The organism is Sinisalibacter aestuarii, assembly GCF_027923545.1.
GTDB classification, from domain to species: domain Bacteria; phylum Pseudomonadota; class Alphaproteobacteria; order Rhodobacterales; family Rhodobacteraceae; genus Sinisalibacter; species Sinisalibacter aestuarii.
In genome coordinates this window covers 731,620-747,083 of the sequence record NZ_BROH01000001.1, presented here as the reverse complement: position 1 = coordinate 747,083, position 15,464 = coordinate 731,620, and the positions used below count along the sequence as shown (strand labels likewise).

General features: G+C 64.6%; 14 protein-coding genes. 5 read left to right on the top strand and 9 right to left on the bottom strand.

Translation table 11 applies throughout. The features are described from left to right. Positions 1–50 precede the first annotated feature (50 nt). From urtB to urtE, 4 genes are all read left to right on the top strand, one after another. On the top strand, positions 51–2,015 hold the full coding sequence (gene urtB, locus QMG28_RS03775) for an urea ABC transporter permease subunit UrtB (RefSeq protein WP_434784415.1): 1,965 nt from the start codon (positions 51–53) through the stop codon (positions 2,013–2,015). A gap of 79 nt (positions 2,016–2,094) precedes the next feature. After that, the gene (gene urtC, locus QMG28_RS03770; RefSeq protein ID WP_281840820.1) at positions 2,095–3,327 is read left to right on the top strand and encodes an urea ABC transporter permease subunit UrtC; all 1,233 of its coding nucleotides are present in this window, start codon (positions 2,095–2,097) and stop codon (positions 3,325–3,327) included. Then, a complete protein-coding gene (urtD, locus tag QMG28_RS03765) occupies positions 3,324–4,064 on the top strand; it encodes an urea ABC transporter ATP-binding protein UrtD (RefSeq protein ID WP_281840819.1) in 741 nt (246 codons plus the stop codon). Before urtC ends, urtD begins: the two co-directional genes overlap by 4 nt. A 3-nt stretch (positions 4,065–4,067) precedes the next feature. Further along, a complete protein-coding gene (gene urtE, locus QMG28_RS03760; protein ID WP_281840818.1) occupies positions 4,068–4,763 on the top strand; it encodes an urea ABC transporter ATP-binding subunit UrtE in 696 nt (231 codons plus the stop codon). Here the strand turns inward: urtE and QMG28_RS03755 are convergent. The 6 genes from QMG28_RS03755 to QMG28_RS03730 all read right to left on the bottom strand — a co-directional run bounded on the left by QMG28_RS03755 (position 4,760) and on the right by QMG28_RS03730 (position 9,887). Continuing rightward, a complete protein-coding gene (locus tag QMG28_RS03755) occupies positions 4,760–6,058 on the bottom strand; it encodes a TRAP transporter large permease (protein ID WP_281840817.1) in 1,299 nt (432 codons plus the stop codon). The genes urtE and QMG28_RS03755 overlap by 4 nt on opposite strands. Next, on the bottom strand, positions 6,048–6,572 hold the full coding sequence (locus QMG28_RS03750) for a TRAP transporter small permease (protein ID WP_281841059.1): 525 nt from the start codon (positions 6,570–6,572) through the stop codon (positions 6,048–6,050). Before QMG28_RS03750 ends, QMG28_RS03755 begins: the two co-directional genes overlap by 11 nt. A gap of 72 nt (positions 6,573–6,644) precedes the next feature. Beyond that, positions 6,645–7,733 carry a TRAP transporter substrate-binding protein DctP gene (dctP, locus tag QMG28_RS03745; protein WP_281840816.1) on the bottom strand — a complete coding sequence of 363 codons (1,089 nt, stop codon included), beginning with the start codon at positions 7,731–7,733 and terminating at the stop codon, positions 6,645–6,647. Positions 7,734–7,756: 23 nt separating this feature from the next. After that, positions 7,757–8,638 carry an amidohydrolase family protein gene (locus QMG28_RS03740; protein WP_281840815.1) on the bottom strand — a complete coding sequence of 294 codons (882 nt, stop codon included), beginning with the start codon at positions 8,636–8,638 and terminating at the stop codon, positions 7,757–7,759. After that, positions 8,635–9,111, bottom strand: coding sequence for a MarR family winged helix-turn-helix transcriptional regulator (locus QMG28_RS03735; RefSeq protein WP_281840814.1), 477 nt, complete (start codon positions 9,109–9,111; stop codon positions 8,635–8,637). Before QMG28_RS03735 ends, QMG28_RS03740 begins: the two co-directional genes overlap by 4 nt. Further along, positions 9,108–9,887 (bottom strand): crotonase/enoyl-CoA hydratase family protein, encoded by a 780-nt coding sequence (locus tag QMG28_RS03730; RefSeq protein WP_281840813.1) that lies wholly within the window; start codon positions 9,885–9,887, stop codon positions 9,108–9,110. Before QMG28_RS03730 ends, QMG28_RS03735 begins: the two co-directional genes overlap by 4 nt. Before the next feature lie 120 nt (positions 9,888–10,007). Here QMG28_RS03730 and QMG28_RS03725 point away from each other — a divergent pair, with 120 nt between their 5' ends. Then, positions 10,008–11,828, top strand: a complete 1,821-nt coding sequence (locus tag QMG28_RS03725; protein ID WP_281840812.1) for a feruloyl-CoA synthase — start codon at positions 10,008–10,010, stop codon at positions 11,826–11,828. A gap of 52 nt (positions 11,829–11,880) precedes the next feature. On the opposite strand, the gene purU is transcribed toward QMG28_RS03725, so the two are convergent. From purU to ggt, 3 genes are all read right to left on the bottom strand, one after another. Continuing rightward, a complete protein-coding gene (purU, locus tag QMG28_RS03720) occupies positions 11,881–12,765 on the bottom strand; it encodes a formyltetrahydrofolate deformylase (protein ID WP_281840811.1) in 885 nt (294 codons plus the stop codon). A 481-nt stretch (positions 12,766–13,246) separates the two neighbouring features. Continuing rightward, positions 13,247–13,693, bottom strand: coding sequence for a universal stress protein (locus QMG28_RS03715; RefSeq protein ID WP_281840810.1), 447 nt, complete (start codon positions 13,691–13,693; stop codon positions 13,247–13,249). A gap of 92 nt (positions 13,694–13,785) precedes the next feature. Continuing rightward, positions 13,786–15,447 carry a gamma-glutamyltransferase gene (gene ggt, locus QMG28_RS03710; RefSeq protein ID WP_281840809.1) on the bottom strand — a complete coding sequence of 554 codons (1,662 nt, stop codon included), beginning with the start codon at positions 15,445–15,447 and terminating at the stop codon, positions 13,786–13,788. Positions 15,448–15,464 lie beyond the last annotated feature (17 nt).

The window sequence follows — 15,464 nt, the reverse complement described above, 5'->3', positions numbered from 1 at the left end:
CGGCGGGGCCCCGGCCTCGCCGCCGTCACTCTCCTGGGGCGCGCGGGCATATGCTGAAACGGTTTTTTCTGGTCCTTCTGGCCATGCTTCTGCTGGCGACCCAGGCCTTCGCGCAAAGCGAACCCGGCCCGATGCAGACGGTGCTTCAGGCACATGCCGAGGTCATCGCCGAAAGCTCGCGCAGGACCATCGGTCCGGCCATTGATGCGGTGGCGGGCTCCGGGCTGCCGCAGGCGCAGGCGGTGCTGGAAGCCTGGCAGGCCAAGGATATGTGGCAGCGCCAGTCGGATGGCTGGTTCTTCCGCGCCGAACAGATCGACGCCAGCACCTACCGGCTGATCGACTTCGACAGCGGCGACGCGATAGGCGAGGCCGACAAGGGCGATCTGACCCAGCTCAAGCCGAATGCCGGGGTGCGCGGGCTGCTTGGCACGGCGCTGGTGCAATTCCAGCTTCTCGATCCGGACCCGGCCCGCCGCGCCGATGCGCTGACCTCGCTCGAACGCAGCGCCAATGCCGATCTTCTGGCGCCGCTGCGCGCCTCGATAGACCCAGAGGCCGACGCGGCGCTCAAGGCCCGCAAGGAGCGGCTGGAACGGCTGCTGACGATTTCCTATGACCCCGACGAAGCGGCGCGGATCGCGGCCATCGAGGAGATGGCGGGCGATCTTGGCGTCGATGTGCGGGCCGCGCTCAACCCGCTGGTGGCGACCACGCTCAGAGTTTACGCGGGCGAGGTGCCCGGGGGCATCAACGTGGCCCGCGTGCTGCGCCCCGGCTCGGAGGCGCTGCCGCGCGACACCGCCTATGCCATGCTCGCCGAAGCCGGGCTGGCCCCGCCGCGCGTGACCGAAGGCGATGTGCGCGCCGCTCTGGCCGCGCATATCGACGCTGGGAATGTGGGCGGTGTGCCGGTGGCGGAATTGTCCGATCCGGCCCGGCGCGTCGGCGCTTATACCGCGCTCGCCGCCGGGGGGCTCGTGCCCGCCTACCGCACCGAGGCCGAGATTTCCGCCGCGCTCGATGCGCACCGCTTCGCCCAGATCTATGCCGAACCCTCACCCGCCGTGACCGGGGCCGCGGAAGCGGCGCTGACGCGGATCAGCACCAAGGTGGGGCTGAACCAGGCGCTCGATCTCGGGCTCGACGCGCTCTCGCTCGGCTCGATCTATTTCCTCGCCGCCATCGGCCTTGCCATCACCTTCGGGGTGATGGGGGTGATCAACATGGCGCATGGCGAGTTCATCATGATGGGGGCCTATACCGGCTACGTGGTGCAGCAGCTCATCCCCAATCATACCGCCTCCATCGCCGTGGCGATCCCGCTTGCCTTCGCCGTCACCTTCGCCGCCGGGGTGGCGATGGAACGGCTGGTGATCCGCTGGCTTTACAACCGCCCGCTGGAAACGCTGCTGGCGACCTTCGGCATCTCGATCGCGCTGCAACAGCTGTTCAAGAACATCTTCGGCACGCAGGCGCGGCCGCTGACCTCGCCCGACTGGCTGGGCGGCGCCTGGGTGCTGAACGACGTGGTTTCGATCTCCTATATCCGGATCGCGATCTTCGTGCTGGCGATGCTGTTCCTCGCGCTCTTTCTCTTCATCATGAAGCGCACCCGGCTGGGGCTGGAGACGCGGGCGGTGACCCAGAACCCGGGCATGGCCGGTGCAATGGGGATCAATCCGGGGCGGGTCAACATGCTCACCTTCGGCCTCGGCTCGGGCATTGCCGGGATCGCGGGCGTGGCCATCGGCCTGTTTGCCAAGGTCACCTCGGAGCTTGGGCAGGATTACATCGTGCAGAGCTTCATGACGGTGGTCGTGGGCGGCGTCGGCAATATCTGGGGCACGCTGCTGGGTGCCGGGCTGATCGGCGGGCTGCAAAAGGGGATCGAATGGCTGAACCCCTCCAACACGCTGGCGGCGCAGACCTACATGATCATCTTCATCATTGTTTTCATCCAGTTCCGGCCGCGCGGGATCATCGCGCTCAAGGGACGGGCAGCGGGGGACTGAGCATGACGCGCATGTTTTCTTTGAAAGAAAACGGCCCGGAGTTTTGCAAAAACTCCGGCGCCCGAACGGAGGGCCGGGCATGAACCGCACCTTCCTCGCCCGCAACCCCTCGGTGCTGATCTTCCTTGCCGTGCTGGCGCTGTTCACCATTGCCGTGACGGTGATGTCGGAAGGGTTTGGAATGGGGATCATCTCCACCAGCTTCGTGAAAACGCTGGGCAAGACCCTGACCCTCGCGCTTATCGCCGTGGCGATGGACCTTGTCTGGGGCTATGCCGGCATTCTCAGCCTCGGCCATTTCGCCTTCTTCGGCCTCGGCGGCTATATGATCGGCATGTGGCTGATGTATGAGCGCACGCGGCAGATCGTCGTGGATTCGCTGGCGTCGTCGCCGATCCCGCCGACCGATCAGGAGGTGGTGGACGCCATCGGCACGCAGATCTTCGGCGTTGTCGGCTCGTCGGAGTTTCCGCCCGTCTGGGCCTTTGCCGACAGCCTGACGATCCAGCTTATCCTCGTCGTCGCCGTGCCCGGCCTGCTCGCGCTGATCTTCGGCTGGCTCGCCTTCCGCTCGCGCGTGACCGGCGTCTATCTCTCGATCCTCACACAAGCGATGACCCTCGCGCTTTCGCTCTACCTGTTCCAGAACGACAGCGGATTGCGCGGCAATAACGGGCTTTCGGGGCTGCAGAACATCCCTCATCTCGACCATGTGCCGCAATCGGTGCTCTCGGTGTGGTTCTTCTGGGCCTCGGCGCTGGCGCTGGCGCTCGGCTATGTCTTTGCCGCCTGGATCGTCTCGGGCAAGTTCGGCTCGGTGATCCGCGGCATCCGCGACAACGAGGCGCGGGTGCGCTTCCTTGGCTATTCGGTGGAGGGCTACAAGCTGTTCCTGTTTACCGTAACGGCGATGATCGCCGGTATCGCCGGGGCGCTCTACTACCCGCAGGCGGGCATCGTGAACCCCGCCGAAATCGCGCCCATTGCCTCGATCTACCTCGCCGTCTGGGTCGCCATCGGCGGGCGCGGAAGGCTCTATGGCGCGGTGATCGGGGCCGTGTTCGTCTCGCTCGTCTCGACGTATTTCACCGGCGGGCAGGCGCCTGACATCAACCTCGGCTTCTACACGATCTCCTGGGTCGACTGGTGGACGATCCTGCTGGGCCTCAGCTTCGTCGGCGTCACCCTCTTTGCCCCCAAGGGCATCGGCGGGCTGTTCGATCTCTGGACCGGGCGGCGCACGCCCGACCGGCACGGCGCCGATCTTGGCCCCGATATGGGCTCCTTGCGCGAGAAGGAGGCCGAGGAATGAGCGCGCTGCTGGAAGTCTCGGGCGTTTCGGTCACCTTCGACGGGTTTCGCGCCATCAATAACCTCTCGTTCGAAATCGGCCCGGCGGAGCTGCGTGCCATCATCGGGCCGAACGGGGCGGGCAAGACCACGTTCATGGACATTGTGACCGGCAAGACCAAACCCGACGAGGGCCGCATCCTCTGGGGGGAACTGGGCCGGTCGCTGCTGAAGATGAACGAGGCGCAGATTGCGCGCGAGGGGATCGGGCGGAAGTTTCAGAAACCCACCGTGTTCGAAGACCAGTCGGTGCAGGAAAACCTGCTCATGGCGCTGAAGAAGGACCGTGGGCCGTTCCGCGTATTGTTCTGGAAGCCTGCGGGCGAAGACCTCGACCGGGTGGCGGACCTGGCCGAAGAGATCGGGCTGGCCGAGGAGCTGACGCGCAAATCGGGCGAACTCAGCCATGGCCAGAAGCAATGGCTGGAAATCGGGATGCTGCTCGCGCAGGAGCCGCGCCTTCTGCTGGTGGACGAACCCGCCGCCGGGATGACCCCGGCGGAACGGGAGCATACGACCGAAATCCTCGTCGAAGCGGCCAGAACCCGCGCGGTGGTGGTTGTCGAGCACGATATGGAATTCATCCGCCGCCTCGATTGCCGGGTGACCGTGCTGCATGAAGGCTCGGTGCTGGCCGAAGGCAGCCTCGACCATGTGACCGCCGACCAGCAGGTCATCGACGTTTACCTGGGGCGCTAGATCATGCTGAAAATCGAGAACCTCACCCTGCATTACGGCCACAGCCAGATCCTGCACGGGATCGACCTTGAGGCCAGCACCGGCGCGGTCACCTGCGTGATGGGCACCAACGGGGTGGGCAAGACCTCTCTCATCCGCGCCATTTCCGGGCGGCATAACCGCTCGGGCGGCACGGTGGCGCTGGATGGCGAGAGCCTGCCGGTGCTGCCGGCCCATGCGCTCGCCCGCAAGGGCATCGCCCTGGTGCCGCAGGGGCGCGAGATTTTCCCGCTGCTGACCGTGCGCGAAAACCTCGAAACCGGCTTTTCCTGCCTGCCGAAAGGCGATCACGCGGTGCCGGAAGACATGTTCGAGCTGTTTCCGGTGCTCAGGGAGATGCAGCACCGGCGCGGCGGCGATCTTTCGGGCGGTCAGCAACAGCAGCTCGCCATTGCCCGCGCGCTGATCACCCGGCCCAAGCTGCTGCTCATGGACGAGCCGACCGAGGGCATCCAGCCCAACATCATCCAGATGATCGGCGAGGTGATCCGGAAATTGCGCGACGAAGGCCGGATGGCCATCGTGCTTGTCGAGCAATATTTCGAGTTTGCCTATGAGCTGGCCGACACCTTCACCGTGCTGCGCCGGGGCGAGGTGATCCTCGAAGGCGGCAAGGGCGAACTGGCAAAAGATGCGTTGCTGAAAAGCGTCTCCGTCTAAAGCAGCCCCGGCAGGAACAGCACCAGCCCCGGCACGGCGATCACTACGGCGACCACGACGATATCGGCGATCAGGAAGGGGACGACCCCTTTGAAGATCTGCATCACCGAGGCGTATTGATGCGCCACGTTCCGGATCACGAAGACGTTCAGCCCGACAGGCGGCGTGATCATCCCGATCTCAAGCAGCTTCACCACCAGAACGCCGAACCAGACAAGGTCGATATGCTGGGCCTCCAGCACTGGCAGAAACACCGGCAGCGTCACCAGCATGGCGCCGAAGGGCTCCATGAAGGTGCCGAGGGCGAGGTAGATCAGGACGATGATCACCATCAGCCCGACATAGCCAAGCTCGGCATTCGACACCGCCTGGGCGATGAAGTTCTGCAGGCCCGACAGGCCGAGAAAGCGGGTGAACATCGTTGCCGCGATGCCGATGATCAGGAGCGAGCCGGTGGTGGTGACCGTTTCGATCAGCGAGCGTGCGATCGCCTGACGGCTGAGCCTGCCGGTGGCGGCGGCGACGATCACCGTGCCGAGCGCGCCCACCGCGCCCGCCTCGGTGGCGGTGAAGAGGCCCGCGAACAACCCGCCGAACACGATCGCGATCAGCACCGCGATCGGCAGCAGCCTGACGAAGACGCGCGCGCCCTCGCCCGCTTCGACCTTTGCGCGCGGCGGGATGATATCGGGGCGGGTGAGGCTGATGATCAGCACGACGATGGTGTAGGAAATTGCGGTGGCGATCCCGATCCCCACCCCGCCGATGAACACCTGGGTGACGGAGGTTTCGGCGATGATGCCGTAGATGATCATCAGGATGGATGGCGGGATCAGCGCCCCGATCGTGCCGCCCGCGGCGATGGAGCCGGCGGCAATCGAGGGGCGGTAGCCCGCATTGACCATCTCGGGGATGGCGATACGCCCCATCGCGGCGGCGGTGGCCACGGAAGAGCCGGAAAGCGCGGCGAAGCCCGAGCAGGCGAAGATCGACGAGATCGCCAGCCCGCCCGGCAATCGCGCGAGGAAGACCTTGGCGGCATCGAACAGCCCGCCGGTCAGTCCGGTATGGAAGGCGACGAAGCCCATCAGCAGGAACATCGGCACCGCGCTCATCGTCCAGCTTGCGACGAAGGAATAGGGGGTGTTGGCAAGCACACCGAGCGCGGGCTTAAGCCCGATCATCGACAAGATGCCGGAGAAAGACACGATGATCAGCGCCAGCGCCACCGGCAGACGGAGCAAGAGCAGGACGCCGAGAGCGACAACGCCCCAGATACCGGTTTCAACGCTCATTCGCGGCCTCCTCAAGCGGCGCGCCGATGGCGGGCAGGAACTGGCCAAGCGCGAGGATGGCACTGATGACGGCTGCCAGCGTGAAGCCGACAGCGGAGAAATAGAAGGAATGCCAGACCGGCATCTTGTAGGTGGCAATCTCGACGAGCGTTCCCACGCGGGTCTCGGCGAGCGCCTTGTCCCAGTTGGTCCAGGCCAGCATCGTGTAGATCACGGCGGCGATCACCATGACCAGCGTATCGGAGATGCGGCGGCTTCTAGCGGTCAGCGCGAAATCGAGCAATTCCACCGAAATCATGTCACGCCGGATTTCGAGCCAGGCGAGCGGCAGGAAGGCGAGCGCCGTCATGTAATAGCGCGCGACGATCTCGGGCACGGTGTCGAGCGAGATACGGAAAGCGTTGCGCAGGATCACGTCGAGGCTGATGTGCAGCATCATGGCGGCCACGGCAAGCGCGCCGATATAGCCGAGGATTTTGGCCGCAAGCGCGGCGAAGGTGACGAGGCGATGCATGAGGCTCACGCTGCGGGCAAGAGGAAATGGCCCGCCCCGTGGCTGGGGCGGGCCAGATGGATCACGACGCGATCACATGCCGTAGGTCGAGAAATCGACCTTCGACCAGATCTCGTCCCAGGCGCGCACGGCAAGCGCCTCGGGGTCTTCGCCGACTTCGGCGACGATGCCGTCCCATTTCTCGACAAGGGCCGCGAACTGGGCCGAGAGCTCGTTTTCAGCCGCCTTGGCCGCCGCGTCTTCCGCCGCGAAAGCGTCGGAGGCGGCGAGGAAGTCATCGCCCGGCGCGATCATCTCGATCTCGGTCGCCTCGACCGCGGTCATCGCCTCGGCCGGAAGCTGGTAGCCCCAGCGGTCGGTGAAGGCGAGGTTGCCGCGGTTGGCCGCCCGCACGTACTGGGTGCGTTGCTCCACGCTCATCCCGGCCCAGATGTCATTGGCGGTCGAGAAGTTGGAGGTCACGTGGTAGGTGCCCAGCGGCACTTCGGTCACGTATTTGGCGATGTCGACCAGACGGTAGGACAGCATGTCGACGATCGAGGCCATGGTGCCGTCGATCGTGCCCTGGCTCATCGCCTCGAAGGTGTCGCCCACCGGCAGGTTGACCGGGGTCGCGCCGAAGTTTTCGGCCCAGCGCGAGTAGGGGGCGCCGCCCGAACGCAGGCGCAGGCCCTGAAGATCGTCCAGCGAGCGCACCGGCTTGGTGGTGATCAGCGCATAAACGTTGGACGAGCCCGAGCCGAGGAACACGGCGCCGAACGCCTTGAACTCGTCCTGACAGACGCCGCAGGTGACGCCGAATTCGGTCATCGCCAGGCCCATCGCGTAGGGGTTGCGGCCCAGAAGCGCGAGATCGCCGGCCACGCCGGTTTGCGGGAAGTCGGCGGCGAAGTAGAGCGGCAGCGCGTTGCCGACATTGGCCAGCCCGGTCTGCAGCGCGTCCTTCATCTGCGGCAGGGCGACGACTTCCGGCCCGAGGATGGTGCCGGTCATCGCGCCGCCGGTCTCTTCCGCGAGATATTCGGAGAAGCGCTCATACATGTAATAGGCCGGGTGCACCGGCGGGGCCGCGGGGGCCAGCAGCAGGTTTTGCGCCTGCACCGGGGTCCAGGCCATCGCAGCGGCGAGGGCCAGTCCGGCAATTTTGAGGGTCTTGTTCATCTCTCTCTCCCTGTTGTCGCCCTTCAGAGGTTCAGCAGCCTCCGAGCGTTGTCCTTCAGAATGAGTGGGCGGACCTCATCCCGAAACGGGGCATTTTCGAAATCGGCCAGCCAGCGGTCAGGCGTGATCGCCGGCCAGTCGGACCCGAAAAGCATTTTCTTCTTCAGCAACGAGTTTGCATATTTCACCAGGATCTCGGGGAAGTATTTCGGGCTCCATCCCGAGAGGTCGATATAAACATTGGCCTTGTGCTGGGCGACGGCCAGCGCCTCCTCCTGCCAGGGGAAGGAGGGGTGCGCCATGATGATCCTGAGATCGGGGAAATCCACCGCGATATCGTCAATCGTCATCGGGTTGGAATATTTCAGCCGCATCCCCATGCCGCCGCGCATCCCGGAGCCGACGCCGGTCTGCCCGGTGTGGAACAGCGCCACCACGCCCTCTTCCTCCAGCACCTCGTAGAACGGATAGGCCATCCGGTCATTCGGCCAGAAGCCCTGATAGGTGGGGTGAAACTTGAAGCCGCGCACGCCGTGATCGCGGATCAGCCGGCGCGCCTCGCGCGCGGCCATGCGGCCCTTCCACGGGTCGATGGAGGCGAAGGGGATGAGTATATCGTCATTGGCGGCGCAGATCTCGGCCACCTCCTCGTTGGAATAGCGGTGAAAGCCGGTCTCGCGCTCGGCATCGACGGGGAAGATCACCGCCGCAATCCGGCGCTCGCGGTAATAGGCGGCGGTTTCCTCGACGCTGGGCAGCATCCCCTGATGGCCTGCCGGGTTTTTGAAATAGGCGGCCATGCCCTGCTGAAATTCGTTATAGCCATCGTCGCGCGCATGGTTGCACGGCTCTTCGGCATGGGTGTGCACGTCGATGGCGACGATATTGTCGAGATCAAGGCTCATGTGCCGGCTCCTTCCAGCCCGGAATAGCGGCGCAGAAGCGCGATGAGGTGCTCGGCGTCGTCGGGGGCGAGGTTGGAGCGTTCGGCCAGATGGGCGTGCAGGAACCCGTCACGGTAACGCGCGACGAAGGCTTCGCCCTCGCCGGTGAGCGCGAGGCGGACCGAGCGGCGGTCATCCTGCGGCACGGTGCGCGTCACCCACCCCGCCGCCGACAGCCTCTGGATGAGCTTGGTCATATGCGCGGGCTTGATATGCAGGCGACGGGCAATGGTGCCCTGCCTGAGCCCCGGATTGAGGCCGATCACCCAGAGCACGGTGAACTCGCCGGGCCGCAGATCATGCTCGCCGAGGGTTTGAAAAAAGTAGTCGAAGGCGCGAAGCTGGGCCATGCGCAACAGAAACCCGAGCGAGCCGGTGATCTCGCCCAGCTCGACGATTTCGTCGTCGAGGGTTTCTGTGAGCGCGTCGGTCATCCCGCCTCTCCGGGCCGGGCGACCTTGCCCGCCTTTTTCTGAAGGAAGGCCTGCAGCCGCTCTTCGGCCTCCGGGCTGGTGGCGGTGAAGGACGCGATGAAGCTCTCGACAAAAAGCCCGTCATCCGACGCCATGTCCTGAATGCGCGGCAGGGCGTTGATGATGGCATAGTTGGAAATCTCGGCATTGCTCGCCGCTTTTTCGGCCAGTGCGATGGCGGTTTGCAGCGCCTCGCCCTCGCCGACCACATATTGCACGAGGTTCCAGCGCTCGGCGGTGTCCACGTCCACCGACCGGCCGGTGAGCATCATGTCGGTCATCCGGGCAAGGCCCATGAGCCGCGCCGAGCGGACGGAGGCGCCGCCACCCACAAAGATGCCGCGCTGGCCCTCGGGCAGCGCGAAAAAGGCGGTGCTGTCGGCCACGCGGACATGCAGCGACGAGGCCAGTTCCAGCCCGCCGCCGACCACCGCGCCATGCAGCGCGCCGAACCACGGCAGCTTGCCCTTCTGAATCCAGCCAAACACCTCGTGCCAGCGCCGCGAGCCATGGACGCCCTCGAACGGGGTTTTCTTCACATGCTCGGCAAGGTCCAGCCCGGCGCAGAAATGCGGACCATGGCCGAAGATGACTGCCGCTTTCGCCTCGGCCTCGGCCCGGCGGATCACGACCGCAAGCTCTTCGATGAAGGCATCCGAAATCGCGTTGCGCTTTTCGGGGCGGTTCAGCCCGACCAGCGCGATTTCGCCCCTGAGCTCGTAGGTCAGGTAGTCCATATCGTCTTGTCCTCCCTGGCGCCGTCTTCCGCGAGTCGCCGGTTTTCACTATCCACGGAAATAGTTTCCACGTAAACTATTTTCGAGACTCGGCCCATAAAGCCGATGAGGGAGGATGCCATGACCAAGCCGAAGCTGCGGCCCGTAAAGCTGTGGGACGCCGAGATCGCGACCGAAACCAGAGCCGACGGCGCCGTGATCGTGCGCCAGACCGGCGAGCTTGGCCCATACCCCCGGGTGATCTCGGAGCGGATCGAGCATTGGGCCGCGGTCGCGCCGGATCGCATCTGGATGGCCGAGCGCGCGCCCGGCGGGGGCGACTGGCAGCGGGTCAGCTATGGCGCATTGCTCACCCATATCCGCGCCATCGGGCAATACCTGCTCGGCCTCGGGCTGAGCACCGACCGTCCGCTGGTGATCCTTTCGGGCAATTCGATCAGTCACGCGCTCATGGCGCTCGGGGCGCAATATGTCGGCATCCCCTCGGCGGCGCTGGCCCCGGCCTATGCGCTGGTGTCGAAGGATTACGCCAAGCTCCACGAAATCCGCGACCAGATCACGCCCGGCGCGGTCTTTGCCGACGATCTCGACCGTTTCGCCCCGGCGATGGACGCCGCCTTTCCCGGCCTGCCCCGCCTGGGCCTGCGCGGCGCGGGCGCGAACTGGGAGGAGATCCTGGCAACCGTGCCCACCGCGGCGGTCGACACCGCCCGCGCGGCGACCGGGCCGGAGACGGTGGCGAAATTCATGTTCACCTCCGGCACCACCGGCAGCCCCAAGGCGGTGATCCAGACCCAGAAGATGCTCTGCGTCAACATGGAGCAGGTCTACGATTGCTACGCCTATCTGAAGGAGGAACCGCCGATCATCCTCGACTGGGCGCCGTGGAACCATGTGGCGGCGGGCAACCTGATGTTCAACGTCGCGATCTGGGGCGGCGGCACCTTCCATATCGACGGCGGCCGGCCAACGCCCGACGGCATGGCCGAAACCATCCGCAACCTGCGCGACGTCGCCACCAACTGGTATTTCAACGTGCCGGTCGGCTTCGAGATGCTGCTCGAAGCGATGCAGGACGATCCGGCTCTGGCGGCGCACTTCTTCTCCAGCGTCAAGCTGCTCTATTACGCCGGCGCGGCAATGGCTCAGCACACATGGGACGAGCTGAAACAGATGGCGATCGCCACGACCGGCGAGGAGATTCTGCTTGCCTCCGGCCTCGGCGCGACCGAGACGGCGCCCTTCGCCCTGTTCCAGACCGAACCGCAGGCAAGCCCGGGCAATATCGGCGTGCCCGCGAAGGGGCTTACGCTGAAGCTGGTGCCGAACGACGGCAAATGGGAGGCGCGGGTGAAGGGGCCGAACGTGACGCCGGGCTATTGGCGCAACGAAGAGCTGACCCGCGACGCCTTCGACGACGAGGGCTTTTACCGCCTCGGCGACGCGCTGCGCTTCGCCGACCCCGACGATGCCGCGAAGGGCTTTTTCTTCGACGGGCGGGTGGCCGAGAACTTCAAGATGTCCACCGGCACCTGGGTGGCGGTGGGGGCGCTGCGCGCCCGTCTGATCGACGCGCTCGGCGGGCTGGCCCGCGACGTGGTGATCGTCGGCGAAGGCGAGGATGAGCTTGGCATCCTGATCGTGCCGTTCCGCCCGGCGGCGGAAAAGATGCTGCTCGGCTCCGGCGCGCTGGACGATGCCACGCTCTGGGGGCAGGACAGCCTGCGCGACGAAATCTCGGGCCGCCTCGCCGCCTACAACGCCGGCGCCACCGGCGCTTCGTTGCGGGTGCCGCGCGCCATGGTGATGATCGAGCCGCTCGACCTCGACCGGGGCGAGGTGACCGACAAGGGCTCTGTCAACCAGCGCGCGGTGCGCAGCCACCGCGCCGATCTGGTGGCCGCGCTCTACAGCGACGATCCCCGGGTGATCCGCGCCTGAGCGCGGCCCCGGCGATCTTGCGGGCCGGGGTGCGGAAGCCGAAAAGGCCCGCCTAGCCCATCCGTTCCGACGCGTAGCCGCCGGGCGAGGCCGGGAACACCACCGTCTTGTTCCCGTTCAGAAACACCCGGTGATGGCTGTGGGCATGGATCGCGCGGGCGAAGACCTGAGCTTCCACCTCGCGGCCCAGCGAGACGTAATCCTGCGGGCTTTGCGCATGGGTCACGCGCACAATGTCCTGCTCGATGATCGGACCTTCATCAAGATCCGCAGTCACGTAATGCGCCGTTGCCCCGATCAGCTTCACCCCGCGTTCGAAAGCCTGCTTGTAGGGGTTCGCGCCCTTGAACGAGGGCAGGAAGGAATGGTGGATATTGATGATACGCCCCGACATCTTCTGACACATCTCGTCCGACAGGATCTGCATGTAGCGGGCAAGCACGATCAGATCGGCTTCGGTCTCCTCGACCACCTGCATGATCGCGGCCTCCGCCTGCGGCTTGTTCTCCGGCGTGACCTTGATGTTGTAGAACGGGATATCGTGGTTCACGACGACCCGCTGATAATCCATGTGGTTCGAGATCACGGCGACGATCTCGATGGGCAGCGCACCGATCCGCCAGCGATAAAGCAGATCGTTGAGGCAGTGGCCGAAACGGCTCACCATGATCACAACCTTCATCTTCTCGGCCTCGTCATGGAAGGCGAAGTCCATGCCAAAGGGCCCCGCGACCCCGGCGAAATCACGGCTGAGCGCCTGAATGTCGGCCCCGGTTTCGGAATGGAAGCTCACCCGGATGAAGAAGTTGCCGGTCTGTGGATCGTCGAACTGCGCCGCGTCGGTGATGTTGCAACCGGTTTCGGCGAGGAAACCCGAAATGGCCGCGACGATTCCACGGGTCGAGGCGCAGGTGGCTGTGAGGACATATCTGGACATTTTCGATCTCGCAAACGGGTCAGGACCTGAAGCAAACAGGCCGCATCCATCCGTTCAAGCATGAACCTGCGCCATGCCGCAACGCAGATTCGCGGCCAAACCGGCCCAGGCGCCCGTATCGCGGACGCCGATCGGAAACAAATGCGCCCGACGGGGACGCTGCAGGCCGGACCGGCCTGACGGCGAGACGCGGGGCAGCGGTCAACCGGCGGATTTCGAGCGCAGCCGCAGGTCGACGATGGCACCGTTGCGGCGGACGCGGTGGTCTGCTGCCCGCGAATACCTTCCCCGTTCCCGCCTCCCCGGTAAAGCCTAGGTTTGATCCTGATCTCACGGCTCCGTTCCGCGTTCGGAATGTGCGATTGCTGTATTGCTGCCTGGAGGGCGTGCACAGTCGCGGCGCTCCCGTGCCGAACCTGCTCCCCAACCCTCCTTCCATTCCGACGAATGGATCGCACCATCAAACCATTGGATCAGACGGCTACCGTATGACCAGCACAGGAACGGACGCCTTGACCAATACTTCCGATGTCTGGCTTCCAAGGAGTATCTTTTGAATGCCCCGCCGCCCGTGCGACGACATCACGATCAAATCGCAGTCTCTCGCCTTGGCCAGCCGGACAATGGTTTCAGCCGGAGACTCATCGATCTTATGCACCACGTTCACTTCAATACCGTGATCCCGCGCGCGGCCTTCCACAACTTCAAAGCGTTCTTTCGCCAGACTCTCAAGCTGCCGATTATAGTCGATGACGATGTTGTCGAGACCCGCCAATCGCGCGGCGCGCACCGAGTCCGGGTGCATAGGTTCGGACACTGTCAGTACGGTAATGTCTGCATCAAGCGCCTTGGCAAGTACCAAGCCATGCTCAAGCCCTTTGTGAGCAAGTTCGGAGCCGTCGACTGCAACGAGAATATGTTCGTACATGTGTGTTCTCCTCTACTGATCTCGCGACCCGGGGCATGGGTGCCTCTTCGAACATCCATACCCCGGACGGGTTGTGGTTTGCCTCGGATCTTCTAGTAGCCGATCACGCAGCCGTCGCCACGCGGATCGGCGCCTCCTTCGTAGAACCCCGTGCCGGCATTCCAGCGGATCGCCTGGGCATGGCCCACGATACTGTCCCAGCGCCCGACACGTTTCACGGGCTGGCCGCGCACGGACAGCTCTCGCAGGACATTTTCGGGAATATCGGATTCCATCCACAGATCGCGGGATTCCATACCCCATGTACGCCCAAAGAGCCAGCGGGGTGCCTCAATCGCCTGCTGCACATCATACCCGAAATCAATCATGCGGGTCAGCATCGCCGCCTGGGTCTGGGACTGGCCCTCGCCGCCCATCGTGCCATAGGCGATCGCTGGCATACCATCCCTGACGGCCAGTGCCGGGATGATCGTGTGGAACGTGTTCTTCTTCGGCTCCAGCCGGTTCGGATGGTTTTCATCAAGCGAGAAGAAACTGCCCCGGTTCTGCATGATGATACCGGTATCTCCGCCCATCACGCAGGCACCGAAATCATAGTAGGGCGACTGGATCTTGGACACCATCAGCCCGTCGCTGTCGGTGACGCAAAAGTACACCGTCCCGCCCCGCGGCGCCGGTTTATCGAACTCCGCGCCATAGCGCAGGCCCGGTTCGATACCGTCAACCGCCAGTGAGCGGTCTGCTCTAATCAGCTTGCGGCGCTCATCGGCATAGGGTTTGCTCAGCAGTGTCTCCAGCGGGATATCGACGAAGTTCGGGTCGGTCAGCCACTCGTCACGGTCGGCGGCGGCAACTTTCAGTACTTCGGCCATGTGGTGATAATAGTCCGCCGTGTTGTCACCCCATCCCGCGACATCGAAACCTTCCAGCAGGTTCAGCACCTGAATCGCCGTCATGCCCTGGGTGCTGGGCGGCAACTGATAGATATCGTAGCCACGATAGCTGGTACTGATCGGCGCAACCCATTCAGCGTGGTAATCGGCAAAATCCTCGGGTGCGAGCGGTGAGCCTCCGGGCCGCAAACCGGCACAGATGCGTGCGGCCAGTTCACCCTCGTAGAAGGCATCGCGCGCACCCTTTCTGGCGATCAGTTCAAGCGTGTCGGCCAGCCCTGGCTGAGCGATGAAGCCGCCCTCGCGCTGCGGCTTGCCATCCGGCAGGAAGATCTCCGCCATGCCGGGGTATTGCCTCAGCAAGGCTTCGTCGGCGACCAGCCAGTCGGCCAGAGACCGGGTGACGGCAAATCCGTGCCGCGCGTAATGGATGGCATCCTCAAACAGATCGGCCCAGTCGAGTTTGCCATACCGCTCATGTGCTATGCGGAATCCGTCCAGCGCACCCGGAACCGTCAGCGCCGCCAGGGGCCCCCGATCCGGAATGGCATCCGTGTGACCGTGTTTGCGGTAGTGCTCGATCGTGGCCCTGGCAGCGGACGGGCCACTGGCACGAATGGCCTCGACACCAGTCGTCTTGCCACCGGCAAGCAGCCAGAAACCATCCCCGCCGAGGCCCGACATATGGGAATAGACTACCGCCATGGTCAGGTTCAGCGCGATGGATGCGTCGACAGCGCTCCCGCCCTGCCGCAGCGCTTTCATGCCGGATTCCGAAGCAAGGTAGTGGGGCGAGGACACCATGCCCCGCATTGCATAAATCGGGGGGCGACCCGTGCGCGGTCCATTGGAATTGGTCATTGTCGTGTTCCTTTTCT